The sequence below is a fragment of the Coleofasciculus sp. E2-BRE-01 genome, from assembly GCF_040221695.1.
In the GTDB taxonomy this organism is placed as follows: Bacteria; Cyanobacteriota; Cyanobacteriia; order Cyanobacteriales; family Coleofasciculaceae; genus Coleofasciculus.
Window position 1 is genome coordinate 1 of sequence record NZ_JAVKEA010000237.1, and the last position, 14,748, is coordinate 14,748.

The window sequence follows — 14,748 nt, forward strand, 5'->3', positions numbered from 1 at the left end:
CCCATTGGTGTCAACTTAAGGTGAAAGCTCGGTTGAGCAAGGGTGTCGGGTGTCGGGTGTCGGGTGTCGGGTGTCGGGTGTCGGGATGGAATTGTCTGTTGGAGGCGAAAAAACCTCACACCTACCACCATTCACCTCACCTATTTATCCACAATGTTTTTTTCAAACAGGCTCCGTTTAATACATAGTGAGCCAAAATTGCTCGCTTTCCCCCACACCCCACACCCCATACCCCACACCCAGTATCCTATCGTGGGTAATGTGGCTTAAGTTGACACCCATGGTCTCTACCTCCCCCCATCTCCCCATCTCGCCCATACCCCACACCCGACACCCGACACCCGACACCCCAAACAACTCACCAATCATGAATCCCTTACGGTAAACTTGATGACTTAATGCCTTTGATGCACATCTACCTAGGCAATCAAAACACGATTATGGATGCCGATGAACTGCTGAGACGATATGCAGTAGGGGAACGGGACTTCAGACGAGTTAATCTTAGAAACGCCTCCCTGATTGGTGCTGATCTGACTCATGCCAACCTACGAGGATCTGACTTAAGCCAAAGCAATCTAACTGGGGCGTCTCTCAAACTCGTCAACTTTCGAGAAGCAAATCTTACTCAAACCACCTTACGTGGCACAGATTTGGTCGAAGCAAACCTAATTTCGAGTAACTTAACCCAAGCTAATCTTAGTGAAGCCAATTTAAGCAATGCCAGTTTGCGGGCATCTACCTTGAATGGTGCGAATCTCAGTCGTGCCAATCTGTCGGAAGCCATTCTCAGTGAGGCAATCATGCGGGAAGCTAACTTAAATCAGGCAAAATTGATAGACGCTTCACTCAGTCGCACGAATCTCTCTTATGCTACATTAATTAGCGCCAATTTAGAAAAGGCGAATTTGACAAATGCGATTCTTCTAGAAACAAACTTAAAACAGGCAAATCTGAACAAAGCCCTGTTACATGGTGCTAACTTTACCCAGGCAGACTTAACTGAAGTCGATTTAAGTCAGGCTAGGCTTAATGGCGTTAACTTGACCAGAGCGATACTCGTTGGGGCTAAACTCAGAGGCGTGAGTATTTGTTGGACAACCCTACGAGGTGCTAATCTTAGCAAAGCTAATTTATATCGCGCCAAACTATGTTGGTCTAATTTAACTGAAGCAATTTTACTAGAAACCGTTTTACTCGATGCCAATATGGATCAGGTTAACCTGCGCGGTGCGACATTAACCGGGGCGATATTACCCGATGGATCAAGTTATGAGTGAGGGAAGGGAACAGGGAATACCTCGACCCTTCGACAAGACTTCGGCGTGAGCGCTCAGTCGAACGCTCAGGGCATCGCTTACCTCGGCTTACTTCGGCTTGCCTCGACTTCGCTCGGCAACACGCTCAGTAACACGCTCGGTAACACGCTCGGTGTGTCACAGGGAACAGGGAACAGGGAAAAAGGAATTGACAACTCTTAACTCAGGTGACAAAATTTAGTTTCTCTAATATTTTCCCCACACCCCACACCCCATACCCCACACCCTGCCTACCTTTGACGCGAGCTTTTCACCCCTTCAGAGGGTGGACACTGCCCACCGGGTTGATAACCAAATAAGCATTTTAGTCCATTTTAATGGACTTAAGCTTTGAGCCAAGAACTTGAGTTCTTGGTGGATGATGTGGGAGTCTTAAAATGGTGTAATATCTCAATATGATTCGGATCAAAACCTGGAAACAATTTGGACTATTTGCCCTGTTGGGATGGCTGTTAAGTTGGCTGGTAAGCTGTAGCCCCGCCCCCGCCCCCTCAGCCGCTGGAGAAATAGAGTTCTGGACGATGCAGCTTCAGCCTCAGTTTACCGAGTATTTTAATCAAGTCATCAGTGACTTTGAAGCCGACAACCCAGAAGTAAACGTGCGCTGGGTGGATGTCCCTTGGGCAGAAATGGAGCGTAAAATCTTAACCGCCGTATCCGCAAAAACAGCACCGGATGTGGTTAACTTAAATCCCAGCTTTGCCTCCCAGCTTGCCACTCGTAATGCTTGGTTAGAGTTAGAAGAGACAATCCCCGATGAAATTCGCCAGCGATATTTGCCCAAAATTTGGCAAGCGAGTACGATTGATAATCAAAGTTTTGGTATCCCCTGGTATTTAACCACACGGGTGACGATTTACAATCAAGATTTACTCCAACAAGCCGGAATTAGTCAACCGCCCACAACCTATACTGAATTGGCAGAGGTTGCCCAACAGGTGAAAGATAAGACAGGAAAATATGCCTTTTTTGTCACCTTTATCCCCGATGATTCCAGTGAAGTGTTGGAATCGTTTGTGCAGATGGGCGTGCAGTTAGTCGATGAGGAAGGAAAAGCCGCCTTTAATACGCCGGAAGGAATTGCCGCGTTTAAATATTGGGTGGATTTGTATCAAAAAGGACTCTTACCGCGAGAAGTTCTCACCCAAGGACATCGAAATGCCATAGAATTATATCAAGCGGGAGAGACAGCATTACTAGCATCCGGTGCGGAATTCTTAAAAACCATTGAAACCAACGCCCCCGACATTGCCAAAGTATCAGCGACATCCCCTCAAATTACCGGAAAAACCGGGAAAAAGAATGTGGCGGTAATGAATTTAGTCATTCCACGGGATACAAATAATCCAGAGGATGCCTTAAACTTTGCTCTATTTGTGACAAATACTGAGAATCAATTAGCCTTTGCTCAAGCCGCAAATGTTTTACCGTCAACCATTGCAGCGGTGGAACAGTATCAAGCGCAATTGTCAAGTAATCCGAATGCTTCACCCGTAGAACAAGCGCGGGCAATTAGTGCCAATCAGTTAACAGAGGCAGAGGTATTAGTACCAGCGATGAAGGATTTAAATAAGTTACAAGCTGCAATTTATGAGAACTTACAGGCAGCGATGTTAGAAGAAAAGGAGGTAGAACAAGCGGTAGCTGATGCTGCCCAGATGTGGGATAGTTTGTAGTTTGTATGTAGTAAGGGCTTTAGCCCTTCATCACTTCAACGCAGGAACTAACCTTAAAATTATACCGGCGAAGACAGCGCAACTAAGAACCAAGGAAGTAACCCACCAGATAAAGAGAACCGCACAGGATAATGGTAGAATCAGAAGCCGTGGTTGTTGCCGCTTGCAGCCCAGCTTCTAAGTTAGGATAGGTGTGACAATCAGCAAGATTAGGACAAACCGATCGCGCGATCGCACTCAATTCTTCCGGCTCGGCTGAGCTATGATCAGGGACAGGGACAAGGTAAACGCGATCGCCCCCTCGCAGTAATGCTTTGAAAATCCCCTCATGCTCTTTAGTTGAGAGTATCCCCATTACCCAAGTTACAGGCGTATTCAGCGTATCCACATATTGACGCAAACCTGTCGCCGCCGCCGGATTATGAGCGCCATCCACCAATAGGCGATAATTCTTCCATTCAGTCCATTGTAAACGTCCCAACCATTGCGTATTTGCCATCCCCGAAACAATAGCAGACTCAGGGATATGCCAACCTTGGCGAATCAGGGATTGGAAAGTCGCGATCGCCACAGCAGAATTCGTTAACTGAATCTCCCCCAGCAACGACAATGGATAAATTATTCCAGCATAACTTGCCCATAATGGCGCATCTACATTTTGATGTAGGGGCGGGTTTAGGGACTTAGGTGTCGCGATTGATGATAACCTTGGTTCAAAACCCGCCCTGACTACAGTTTGCCGATTGAATTCCTGGGCAGGTTCTACCCAGGTTACCGGACAATTTAACTCCTCAATCCGAGATTGAACAACAGCTTTCGCTTCTGGGGGAAGGGGGGCGATAATCGCCGGACAATTGGTTTTGAGGATACCCGCTTTCTCCGTGGCAATTTGACTCAGCGTCGAACCCAAAACCTGCCAATGTTCCCGACTAATCGAGGTAATAATTGTAGCCAAAGGCTGATCACAAACATTCGTCGCATCCAGACGTCCCCCCAACCCCACCTCAATCACCGCAATATCTACTTGTTCCTGGGCAAAATATAACCAAGCCGCCGCCGTAATCACTTCAAACTGCGTCGGGGAATCTTCCGTATCTGGGGGAATCGCCCCTTGCACCTGTTCCAGAACATTCACCAGTTCTGGTGTAGAAATCGGGTATTGATTAATACAGATCCGTTCCGTCCAATCGATTAAATGAGGAGACGTATAGCGTCCCACCCGATACCCCGCTTCACTGAGAACTGAAGAAAGATAGGCGCAAACCGAACCCTTCCCATTCGTTCCCGCCACATGAATCATCGGCATACGCTGATGGGGATTCCCCAATGCCGCCAAGAGTCGCTGGATGCGTTCCAAACCCAAATGGACACCAAAACGTTGATAGGGTTGCAGCAGAGAATTTATATCCATACAAATACCAAACTCGTAGGGGCGCACGCTCCGTCATTTATGTCAACTTAAGGTAAAAACCAATGCTGGCAAGCCTTTCACCCTCATCCCCTAACCCCTTCTCTCACCTTCCTCGTTCCCCTTTATAGATCCCCCTCTTCCCTTCAAAAGGGGGAAGCCATAGGATGCTTCGCTTTGGTTTCAAGGGAGAAGGGGAACCCTCAAATAAAGACGCTTTTGGCATCACGGAAAGGAAAGCAACATGGCTCCCCTCTTGCTCCCCTCTCCCAAGCTTGGGAGAGGGGCTGGGGGTGAGGGCTGACACCGGACAAACGACTAATAACAATACTTACCCGTATCATCAGGTTGATCATGCTCATGTCCTCTTCGCATGTTTCCAATTAATGTCGAGACAATCACACAACGCTTTGCTTCACCCCCATTTTTGCTCCGCAGAGTCACACGCCCCAAAGCCTGGATGGAGGTTTGTCCACACTCATCATCCGGTGTGCGAACAGGACAACCCCAGTAGTTAAACTGAACTCGCCAATAGGGTGATGACCCATCCTTTACTAAGCTGGTTTCATACTTGTTTCGATCATTTTTGCTTTCATCAATCACCACATTCGGATCAAAATTCTCCCATAAATTGGGATGATTTTTTACCGACGCCGGGATGAATTGGCTAGCATCAGCCTGATGAATAGCGAACTGAAAGACATCCTCTGAGTTTTTGCGAAAACTGACTTGCCAGGTCATTTTATCACGTCGCGCATTACTGTTCGCCTCTTGCATTGCCCAATAAACTTGATCGCGAGCTTGGTTCAAACGCTGTATATTCGTAAAGTGTAGCCAAGCGGGGGCGGCGATCGCACTTAATATCCCCATCATGAAAACCACTATAATCATTTCTAACAACGAATATCCACCTGTGGCGCTAGGTATAGGTTTTGGAGTTAAGTTATTTTGTCGCATCGTCAAGTTACCCTGATTGAACTAACCTGTGGGGATTTCCAGGCTACGATGTAACAACCCACTTTTATCAGGCGCTTTCATAAGGGTAATGGGAGCCTATTACCTTTGAAAGAGGGGTAAAAGAAGGGGAACCATTACTTCCGATTCCTTTCTTTCTCCCCTCTCCCTCGGTGGGAGAGGGGCTGGGGGTGAGGGGGATGCCCGCTTGCACCAATCAACAATGGTATCCACTCAATTTGATCGGCTTGCCCTTTCCCCAACCTATCCTTGACAGGCTTCCAGGGTAATCAAGCCCGATTCAGTATAAAACCAATAAGCAGGTTACTCATCGCAACAGAAGCATCTTGCTCTGTTCATAGAGGCACTAAAGTGCCTACTACGAACCTGATGAATAATCGGCTACAATTCTCTAAAAAGGGGATGCTCCTCTGGCAAATCCCTTTTGATATTTTGCGGCAAGAACTGTTCTATGAACAGGGTTTGGTAAAAAAGCTTAACCTCGTGCAATCTAGCGTAATCTTCTATAAAATTTTGAAAAGATAGAATGAATACAGCGTTATTTTTTACAGCAAAATTGACCTAAGTTAATTTTGAGAGTAGGGTTGATAGTTTAGCCGGATTTGGAGTATAATATCTTACAGTCAAGGGTCACGGATTACATTCATCCTCTTGTCCAACTTGCATGGAGCCAATCAGCGTTTTGACTTGAACGCAGCGCTTGGTTGCGTCAATAACATCACTAGAATTATTGGATTGGGGTATGCCTGCTGTAACAATTAAGGGAGTATGTGCTTCGTCTCCCGTCGCCGTCTCAGCTAGATTTCCTAGATAATCAAAGGTTATTGTTCTAGGTGTACTGAGATCACACGTTAGCGAACCTTCCTTATTAAAATCTGTACCAACGTTTGAACATAGCAAGACCTGATTGGCTTTAATCTCTAAACCTTCACCTACCCTTTTCCAAGCCTCATCCTGGGTAGCAATATCGTTGATGATGAGGTTACGATCTTCATCAAATGTTCTGTGAGTAGCAACCTGGGGAACTCCGTCTTTTTCTCTAAAACTAACACTATAACTTAGTTTTGTGCGTTTTGCTTCTCTCTGAGCTTCCTGCATCGCACTAAACACCGCATCACTCACTTTAGCCACCCGTTGACGGTTGACAAAGGCTAACCAACCTGGAGCCGCGATCGCACTCAAAATTGCTATCATCAGAACAACCACAATCAACTCTATCAGGGAGAAGCCTGCCGCATTTGAGGATGGCTTGGGTCGTTTTCGTGCTACTTTAGAGCAATATGATTTGAACAAAGGGAAATTCATGGATTCTCTCTCTGAATGAGGACATCTGAACAAGGCTTTAACTTCCACCCTGAGATAAGCCACCAACGCCTTTCACTTCAACTGTAGCGGTGGGGAAGAAGGAGGATCTGCTTTCCTTGTATTCGATTTGGTTTGGAGCTGAATGAATCCGGGCTAGGGCGTTTCCTCGCAGATACACTTTGGCTGTATTTGCCTCCCAGTTTACGCAAGCGTAAAAGCTGTAGGTTTTAAACTCATCAGCGACTTGGCTATAGTCGGGTACTTGTGTCCATTCAGGACTAGCTGGGCAAATTTCTCTGGGTACATCATCGCTAGAAGGGGGTAATAAACCAACGGTTTGAGCTTCGGTATCGTCAACGTAATCGACTAGAATATCAACAGATTTTGTATAGGGTTGTTTCCCTTTTTCCCACCGATTCATTCTTGTGTTCAGAGTTCCTGGTAAATCCGTATTGAATAGAGCAAATCCTGGATCAGGCTCGTGACCACTAATATAATCATCATTGGGATTTGTCGGATCTTCATAGGGATTTCCCACGCCATCACTGATTTCAAACCTGCCGATTCGGGCAGCATTAGACCAGTTTGGGTTGCTTGGGTCATCCCCTTGAATCAGATAATAAGCAACGAGTGAATAGGCAAAAGCATCGTTACACTCGCCCGGACAGCTAGCTGATTCCTGATATGGAACAACATTTTTAATCAATTCGCGTTTCCAGAAAGCAAGAACCGGAGTCCCATCGTCAACTGAGGGAAGTTGATCTTTAATCCCTGAAGTTGTCCCATCCTTTAGGTCTAGGTCGTTATTTAGAGCTTGAGCATCATAAATATAAACAGCTTGTTGTAAATCTCTGGTAATATAATCGGCAGCCGCTTGGATTTCCTGTTCTGAGGTGGCTTTGGCTTGCTCTCGACGGTCTGTACTGAGGATGTTAATCATGAATCCCAATAGGGGAGTGATAATCAGAGCTGCCATAATCAGGGCAACCAGGAGTTCTATTAAGGTAAAACCTGCGGCTTTTCCTGTTGGCTGCGAGCGCTTAAGTCGGGTGAAGAGTAAAAATTTGATGGTTTCCATTGGGCTTATGCCTCTTACTAGGCTAGCAATTATCACTTCCAGGACTGATGATGAGTCAGGCGTTTTTCGGTTTAGTTGCAACCCCCCTTAGCAATCAGTAAGATTGCAGAAATCATCATAGTTGGTTTGCTCGGTTACAATCTCTGTGGTCATTTCCAGCAGAGGAGCTTGGCTGGGTTTTAAGCCCGTTCCACCTGTAACCGCTAACTCTCGTTCGCCAGTGCTTCCGACCAACTTTCTACCACTTGTAAAAGCATCGGCTCGATACACCCGAATCCCTAATTTGTAGCCTTTTTCTGCCTTTTCTTCATTATCTCCTGATGTTTCTGTATTGACCCCGAAAGCTTGAACCACCATATCTTTGAGGCTGTCGTTGCTACAGCCCCCGCCATCGTTATCTACACAATAGAGTATGGAGGGGCTTGCGGATGATGGGTCGCTACAGTAGGGAAAATAGTCAGGACTGTCCAGACAGGGTAAGTCGGTGGGGTCGGGAGCAGCAATGCCTACGAGTTTGTTACTGATTTTTTCTGCCCTCGTCGAGCCACTCGCACCAGAAAGGTCACTGATAGGAGGAGCATCGATACTTTCGCTACGCAACGCATCCAGATAGCTTCTACCGGCTTGGGTTGCCATTTCCATCCGCCGCGCCTGTACCCGTGTGGCGACGGAAATGACAATTACTGGGGAGATGGCAACCATCAAGATACTGACCACGATAATTGCCATGAGGGACTCAATAATCGTGAACCCGGCTTGATTGGGTGGGCGAGAGCATAGTTGAGGTTTAGGTGGAAGCATCGTTGGTAACCTTTTATCGCTTTACACTGGGGTTTGGCGAGATTGAGTGCTTGTAGTCCTTTGATTATGTACAATCTGGACGTTGGTCTTCATTAATGACAGGTTTGTTAGCGTCATTCGTAGCACATAAGAGCGTTTTTACCCATGGGTCATCTCGGTTTACTTCCCGGAAGAACTCATTGGGTTGTTCAGTCGGTTCAGCTGTAAATTGTTGGGCAAATAGGTCAGGTAACTGGGACAATAGACCCACATCAAATCCCCAGTTTCTGGTTGGAGGCTCGAAGTATGAGACTGTCCCCTCAGTATTTTCAATGGAATAGATTTGTTTATAGCCAAACAGACCTCCATTTACAGCAGCATTCTTCTTCAGGGGCAGTGATTCATAGGGGGCGGTAGCGTATGCGCTGCGCTTAATCTGGATGAATGAACCCCTAATTTGACTGGTAGCTGAATTCCAGTTTTCTATGAAACGGACTAAGTTAGGTACGCCTCCGTTGAAATCACCCTGATGGCTCAGAGTTGGGCTAGCGAAATCAAAAGGTGGTCGTGACGGGGTATCGCCTGTGGCAAATGCGGCATTATATATGGTTGTATCAGCCTTGGCTTTGGGTAGCCAGTTGGTTAACCCAGCTATTCTGGATTCATTGCTGGTCTTACTAGTGTTGCTAGGGGCATCAAGAAAGGCATTATTAGCAGCAGTATCACTCTTAGGATTGGCATTGGTATATTGAACCTGAAGCACTGGCTTCAATCGAGGTTGACCTGTTAGTCCTATGCCATTACCGTCAGGATCAGCTTTTTTTGCAGGGTTATCCGTTTCATCTAAAACTCCCAGATAAAGCAGTGGGAAATCATAACCATAGTTCTGTTCCGAGTTAATTGGATCGCCACTTCCTCCTGACTTAACTGTCGTAAACCACAGAGCGTTATTCTGTAAGACAGGCATGGCTCGACTCAACCCAGCGTTATGATTATCGCAGGCTGATGTTGATGGTGCTTTGAAGGTGCAGTAGGTCTTACCCGCAAGACTCCCCGTTGGAGTAAAGTTGTTATACGGGAATGGCTGTATCGTTTCACCACTACCATTATCTGTAATGCCCAGAGGAATAGGATGCCCTTTGTCATCCACAATTAGCTCCCCTGTTGGTTTCCGTAGAAAGGCTACGCGACGGGGATAATTTTCAAATATCGGGTCAGGAAGGGGGAGGTTCCCATCAGCAACAGTAGCACCAAAATTAAATGATGATTGGACTGCCGTGCCTGTCGCTGTTGTCCCTGCGGTTCCTGCTTTGGCAAATAAGTTGGAGCCTCCAATGGTGACCGATCCTCTAAGGGTTGCCGCTGGTTCTCCAACAATTGTGTTGGCATCATCCGTGGCTCGTTTGGTGGCAGTTATTTTCCAGTCTGTCGCTGTACATTCTGAAACAGGTATTTTGTCACAATACTCCATCACATATTCTCGGAACTGTCCCCGCCGTTGAATGGGAGTGACAAAGTTATTGAAGTAAGAACTACTGACAGCATTAGTCCCGTTTCCTGAATAGATAGAATCGATGAGATTCACGTTGGCTGCTGGTAAGCCAGTCTTAATCGCATCTTTAGCCAAGAACTGACCACTACTCAAGCCGTTGGTAACAAAGTTGTTGTTCCAAAAGCCCTGGGCAATACGAGCTTTACGAATATCTGCGGCTGTTTTGATATTGGCTGTTCCATCAGGCTGGGCAATATTATCAATCTGATTGTTTCTCAGATCATAATCCCCATCCGCTCGCACCCCCTCGCGGAAATTGCTAGACAGGAGGGTAACGGCATCGGAAATAATTGTGGCAGCTCGCCAACTGTCACCCTGAGTACACTCATCCAACCGCTCGTCTCCCTGGCGACAGGCAAACTGTTCCTCATGATCTGAGCGACTGTAGAATGCAGTAACGTCAGTGTTATCCGTTAGGGTATCAAACTCGCCAATAAGCGTTCCACTAGAGGCATTTTCATGAGGATTAAATTCCCCTTTGACATAGACAGGCAAGTTGCTCGCCAAAATGAGACCCTTCTCCACTTCCGCAAATGTTGGGTTTCCGGTTCTGCGTCCCAACTCTGAACCATTAATCAGCATAATCCCATTAGGACGACGGGTGGGGTCGAGTTTAAAGTCAGTTGGGCTAACACTCGCAATTGTGTCGCTTGCATCGGGTAGGGCATCATCACGGGCAGCATAGATAATGCCACTGTTGGGAAATATGTACTCCTGGCTTTCGTGGGATGTACCGAACGGGCTTTTAGGACTGGTGCCAGCCTCCCGCAGCTTTTCCAAGTCGATAACTGTAGCGCGAACTTCTAGGGGGTAACGCTGTTCAATGGGTAAGTCATATCGGCTGGTGAGTGAGCTAGAACCCGTTGCCGGATCATAGTTATCATCCAGTAACTTAACCTGTCTGGCATCCAGAAAGGCTGTTTCCATGATCGTGCCATCAGGCAGATTGTATCCTCCCTGGGTTTCGTTTTTCCCCCCTATTTTTACAGAATCGAGCGGAGAAGCTTGAGGGGGAAGTTGACCATAAATTTGCAGGGCGCAGATAGTTGAATCAATGGCACCTTGTTGAGCTAAGGTTGGGGTGTCACCGTCATCTACAGCCTGTAAGGCATCTATGAGAAGCTGATTCACAGGACGCCCGTTGGGATAATATAAACTCGCTTGGTAGCCTAAGTAGGGTCGAATTGTCGTATCGGTTACATCTTTAGGAGGAGGGAAGGTAATGCCATTGACGGAATTCGAGCCGCCTAGATAATTTAGATTTCCCGGTGGTTTCTGGATGGCTTTGTTTGTCCCTACTGGCGTTGCTCCAACTAGGTCATAGCTCACATCAGCAAGAGCCATGTCTGTTCGGTTTCTTACCGTATTTCGATTCGTGGGATCGTAGTAGGTGGCAACACAGGCAATGGGTTTTTTCCCGTCATCCTTGGTGTAGTGATAAACTGCCGTTGCTCGCATTTTTAAGTAGGGACGATACTTACCGTCTTCGTCTTGTGGGAAGTCCATCCATGATGGTGGGTTGGCTAATGTAGCCTGGGGAGGGATGCTAGGCATCGTGTCGGGCCACACAACGGTCGAGGCATTGGCAGCCGTTATATCGTCATCTGGCGGTAAGTAAACCCCAGCGCCCGTAACAATCCGCAATCCGCCAACGCCATCTAACAGCTCTTTCGGCTGTTCAGCAGCAGCGTTTTCCCAGAATCCATCCCGGCTGATGGTATCGAGTTCATCTAATGCTCGCACACGAGTTTTACGAGCGCGGGGTCCTTCACCCTCGGGATAATTCCATTCAGTTTCATTAATGTCTTGCTGTTCCTCACTGCCAACGAACTGGCCATCTTTGTACCATAGGGCGGGTAGGTTATTTCCGAGCAAGACGCGATCGCCAATAGACCGTTCTTTCCCCTCTTCGTTCTGAATTTCAAATTTTGTCGCTGCGGGGAGCAGTTTCTTCTCAGATTGCTTGAGCGTTAGCTTAGCAAAATCTGTTGCTTTTTTCCCATCAGTAGGATCGAAGGGAAACATCCATTTGTCTGGGGGACGCAACTCATCAGTACCAAGTCCCTTGATATCGCTTGACTCCACACCATCGAGGGCATCGGTTAAAGTCAGATTAGGCTTATATGGAACCTCTTTATAAGGAACGCGACGGGTGCGATTTCTGAAATAAACTTCTAATGCGTCTCGGCGGGCTTCCTTCTGATCATCAGCACTAAAGAGTAGATTTGCCGGATTATTAATCCGCTCAAGTATTTTCTTTTTAACCTCTTCGGGATCATTACTGCCGTTACTCAGCTCTGCAGCAGGAGGAGGGGTTCCCGTTACAGTAAAGGTATTACTCTTTACTGTCTCTTCAACTAACCACTCAATCCGTCGATTGTAGGCTTCATTGTTATAAGCAATTTCACTAGACGGATGATTGACCGATATATTATCGTTTTTTAACTCTTCACCAGTGCTTGGATCACTATTCGGGTCTTTAGTCCCTTGAAACAAATGAGTTTCAATTCCATTACTTAGAGTTGTCGCCGTATCTCGAGTCACACCATAGCCAAAATTACCTCCCACAACAATTTTGCTATTTTCTGCTTCGTAGAAACAGGATTTGGGACTGCTGACTTGAAAGAATCGGGTGGGATTTCCTAGTTCTTTAACTAACAGATTACTATTGGTAAAAATCCGACCATTGACGCCGAAAGCAGGACCCGACGCCATTTCCACATCATCCTCGTAGAGGATAGCATTGTTAGATAAGGGAATTCTTTCTACATCTAGCTGATGTTCTAGAGCCGAAAATCCTTTATTCCCTGTGTAGGGTTCATAATTGCCTATATCTGGAATTTGTATAGCAACCTTATTATCTTTAATGTCTGTAATGGGAACAGTCACAACATAGGTAAAGAACGCCTTCTTCAGCTTCCCAGCCACTTGATACCAGCCCTGAGTACCGACTAAGCTAGCGCTAGTACCAACAGCGTCACAATTGGGATTAGTTGCACCCTGTGCCATGGGTGGGGTTCGTGCATCCAGTGGGGTTCTTTTTCGGGACGTTTCTCCACCACTAGTCGGCGGATTTTGGAAGAAAACCCCATAAAGGGTAATACTATCAAAGCTACCGTTATTATCCGTATCCACAGGGAATCGCCATGCGGTTGTCAACGTTTCACCACCAAACGCTAACTTGACACGCTCTTCATCACCCAATTCGTATCGGGATTCGTTCAAAACCTGACTTAGAGAAACTTCTGAAGGAGTTCCCCGTGGCAATTCTTGATCTTCCATTAAGGCTTGAATTTTGGCTTTCGCCCGGTTAATCGCTGGGGTTGCTGCATTGAGTACCGCCTGATTCACCCGGAAGTTACTGGCATTTTTCGCCCGGTCAAAGGAGCGAAAGACAATCGCTGTTGTCAATAATGTGACCACCAGCATCACCATCACGACAGTGGGGAGGACAAACCCCCGCTGAGTGAGGCGCGATGGGTTACCCCATAGCTGCACTAAAACGCGCAACAGTCGATTCATAAATCCTCGAACTATTGCACGTCCTAGCCGCCAAATCGGTCGGAATAGATTTTGGGTACTCTGAAAGAACCGCTTGGGAGTTGACATGGGAGTTTCCTGTCAGACGTTTTCAATCCGTTTAACAATACGATGCAGTGAATGAGGCTTACCCTCACAAATAGTAACGGTTAACTTAGCGCTCCCCAAGACTCCAAAAGCTCACCCTATGTCTTCGTTTATCTTCGTTTTGCTTATCCGGATGGGACAAGATACCGACTGTATGTTGAGATGTCAGTCATTATCCTCTATCTAAGGTTTAATGACTCAATCCATCTGGGAACGCTGATACGTTAGTCGTCAGCTATCTACTCCTAGCTTACCCACTGATTCGAGAAAATATATCAGTCCCCGGAATAATTTTTGCTTATTGGTCAGGGTGGGATACTTCTGACACCATATCGGGGCGGGTTTATTTACATCAAGGTCACACCCAATGATAGTGGTGAAACCCGCCCCTACATATCCCTCATCTCCCCTAGGGCATTAGTAATTATTTAAATTAATCCCTGCTTCCTTCGCCATGGTTTGCAATCCCTTCTTCTCTAGGGTTTTAATCGCTTTGGTAGAGAGTCTCAGCTTCACCCAGCGGTTGCCTTCTTGCCACCAGACGCGCTTCCATTGCAGGTTGGCTTCTTGGAGTTTCTTGGTGCGACGGTGGGAGTGGGAGATGGCGTAGGCGTTGTTGGCTTTTTTCCCGGTGAGTTGACATTTGCGTGACATGATTAACCTCTAAGTATAGTCCGTACTCCATCATATCTTGGTCATTGGTTAGGGAACAGGGAATGGGCAATGGGCAACACCTCGGCTTCGCTCGGTGTGTCATAGGCAATGGGCAACAGGGAATCGCTTCAAATAATACGTAGTCGGTTACGTCTGGAACACGGCTGCTCTCTTGCTCCCCTCTTGCTCCCCTCTTGCTCCCCTCTCCCCCGGTGGGAGAGGGGCTGGGGGTGAGCTCACAAGGGTAGGTTTTTTAAGATTGAGGTTTAGGTAAGACAAGGTAGACAGGTAGACCAGTAGACAAGGAAGAGTGAGAACGAAAAATCGGGCATTTCGGCTTTTAGAAGTTAGCTTGACCGAACAAGATTCTGTAC

11 protein-coding genes and 1 pseudogene are annotated in these 14,748 nt (G+C 46.9%); 3 read left to right on the forward strand and 9 right to left on the reverse strand.

Annotation, left to right across the window (positions count from 1 at the left end; translation table 11 throughout):
• The coding region (locus RIG66_RS32475; protein WP_446384039.1) for a hypothetical protein at positions 1–188 on the forward strand (188 nt) is incomplete at its 5' end.
• On the opposite strand, the gene RIG66_RS32480 is transcribed toward RIG66_RS32475, so the two are convergent.
• Positions 178–369: a hypothetical protein gene (locus RIG66_RS32480; RefSeq protein ID WP_446384041.1), complete on the reverse strand. Its 192-nt coding sequence runs from the start codon at positions 367–369 to the stop codon at positions 178–180. The genes RIG66_RS32475 and RIG66_RS32480 overlap by 11 nt on opposite strands.
• Positions 370–398: 29 nt before the next feature.
• Between RIG66_RS32480 and RIG66_RS32485 the strand changes: the two genes are divergently transcribed.
• Together RIG66_RS32485 and RIG66_RS32490 are read left to right on the forward strand one after the other, a co-directional pair.
• Positions 399–1,280 (forward strand): pentapeptide repeat-containing protein, encoded by an 882-nt coding sequence (locus RIG66_RS32485; RefSeq protein WP_446384043.1) that lies wholly within the window; start codon positions 399–401, stop codon positions 1,278–1,280.
• A 434-nt stretch (positions 1,281–1,714) separates the two neighbouring features.
• Positions 1,715–2,995 carry an ABC transporter substrate-binding protein gene (locus RIG66_RS32490; protein ID WP_446384044.1) on the forward strand — a complete coding sequence of 427 codons (1,281 nt, stop codon included), beginning with the start codon at positions 1,715–1,717 and terminating at the stop codon, positions 2,993–2,995.
• Positions 2,996–3,077: 82 nt separating this feature from the next.
• Here RIG66_RS32490 and RIG66_RS32495 read toward each other — a convergent pair whose 3' ends face one another.
• From RIG66_RS32495 to rpmB, 8 genes and pseudogenes are all read right to left on the reverse strand, one after another.
• Complete coding sequence (locus RIG66_RS32495) at positions 3,078–4,406, reverse strand: bifunctional folylpolyglutamate synthase/dihydrofolate synthase (RefSeq protein WP_446384045.1); 1,329 nt, start codon at positions 4,404–4,406, stop codon at positions 3,078–3,080.
• A gap of 315 nt (positions 4,407–4,721) precedes the next feature.
• A complete protein-coding gene (locus RIG66_RS32500; RefSeq protein WP_446384047.1) occupies positions 4,722–5,360 on the reverse strand; it encodes a pilus assembly FimT family protein in 639 nt (212 codons plus the stop codon).
• 648 nt (positions 5,361–6,008) lie between these two features.
• Complete coding sequence (locus RIG66_RS32505) at positions 6,009–6,572, reverse strand: pilus assembly FimT family protein (protein WP_446384056.1); 564 nt, start codon at positions 6,570–6,572, stop codon at positions 6,009–6,011.
• Positions 6,573–6,683: pseudogene (locus tag RIG66_RS32510) on the reverse strand (type II secretion system protein); the annotation flags it as partial.
• A 37-nt stretch (positions 6,684–6,720) separates the two neighbouring features.
• Positions 6,721–7,761, reverse strand: coding sequence for a hormogonium polysaccharide secretion pseudopilin HpsC (gene hpsC, locus RIG66_RS32515; protein ID WP_446384049.1), 1,041 nt, complete (start codon positions 7,759–7,761; stop codon positions 6,721–6,723).
• 87 nt (positions 7,762–7,848) lie between these two features.
• Positions 7,849–8,562 carry a hormogonium polysaccharide secretion pseudopilin HpsB gene (gene hpsB, locus RIG66_RS32520; protein WP_446384050.1) on the reverse strand — a complete coding sequence of 238 codons (714 nt, stop codon included), beginning with the start codon at positions 8,560–8,562 and terminating at the stop codon, positions 7,849–7,851.
• A gap of 64 nt (positions 8,563–8,626) precedes the next feature.
• Positions 8,627–13,702: a hormogonium polysaccharide biosynthesis protein HpsA gene (gene hpsA, locus RIG66_RS32525; RefSeq protein ID WP_446384052.1), complete on the reverse strand. Its 5,076-nt coding sequence runs from the start codon at positions 13,700–13,702 to the stop codon at positions 8,627–8,629.
• A gap of 435 nt (positions 13,703–14,137) precedes the next feature.
• Complete coding sequence (rpmB, locus tag RIG66_RS32530) at positions 14,138–14,374, reverse strand: 50S ribosomal protein L28 (protein ID WP_446384054.1); 237 nt, start codon at positions 14,372–14,374, stop codon at positions 14,138–14,140.
• Positions 14,375–14,748 lie beyond the last annotated feature (374 nt).

Coding starts and splice junctions, on each gene's coding strand:
- RIG66_RS32480 (WP_446384041.1), bottom strand. CDS start 369: ATGATTGGTGAGTTGTTTGGGGTGTCGGGTGTCGGGTGTCGGGTGTGG.
- RIG66_RS32485 (WP_446384043.1), top strand. CDS start 399: ATGCCTTTGATGCACATCTACCTAGGCAATCAAAACACGATTATGGAT.
- RIG66_RS32490 (WP_446384044.1), top strand. CDS start 1,715: ATGATTCGGATCAAAACCTGGAAACAATTTGGACTATTTGCCCTGTTG.
- RIG66_RS32495 (WP_446384045.1), bottom strand. CDS start 4,406: ATGGATATAAATTCTCTGCTGCAACCCTATCAACGTTTTGGTGTCCAT.
- RIG66_RS32500 (WP_446384047.1), bottom strand. CDS start 5,360: ATGCGACAAAATAACTTAACTCCAAAACCTATACCTAGCGCCACAGGT.
- RIG66_RS32505 (WP_446384056.1), bottom strand. CDS start 6,572: ATGATAGCAATTTTGAGTGCGATCGCGGCTCCAGGTTGGTTAGCCTTT.
- hpsC (WP_446384049.1), bottom strand. CDS start 7,761: ATGGAAACCATCAAATTTTTACTCTTCACCCGACTTAAGCGCTCGCAG.
- hpsB (WP_446384050.1), bottom strand. CDS start 8,562: ATGCTTCCACCTAAACCTCAACTATGCTCTCGCCCACCCAATCAAGCC.
- hpsA (WP_446384052.1), bottom strand. CDS start 13,702: ATGTCAACTCCCAAGCGGTTCTTTCAGAGTACCCAAAATCTATTCCGA.
- rpmB (WP_446384054.1), bottom strand. CDS start 14,374: ATGTCACGCAAATGTCAACTCACCGGGAAAAAAGCCAACAACGCCTAC.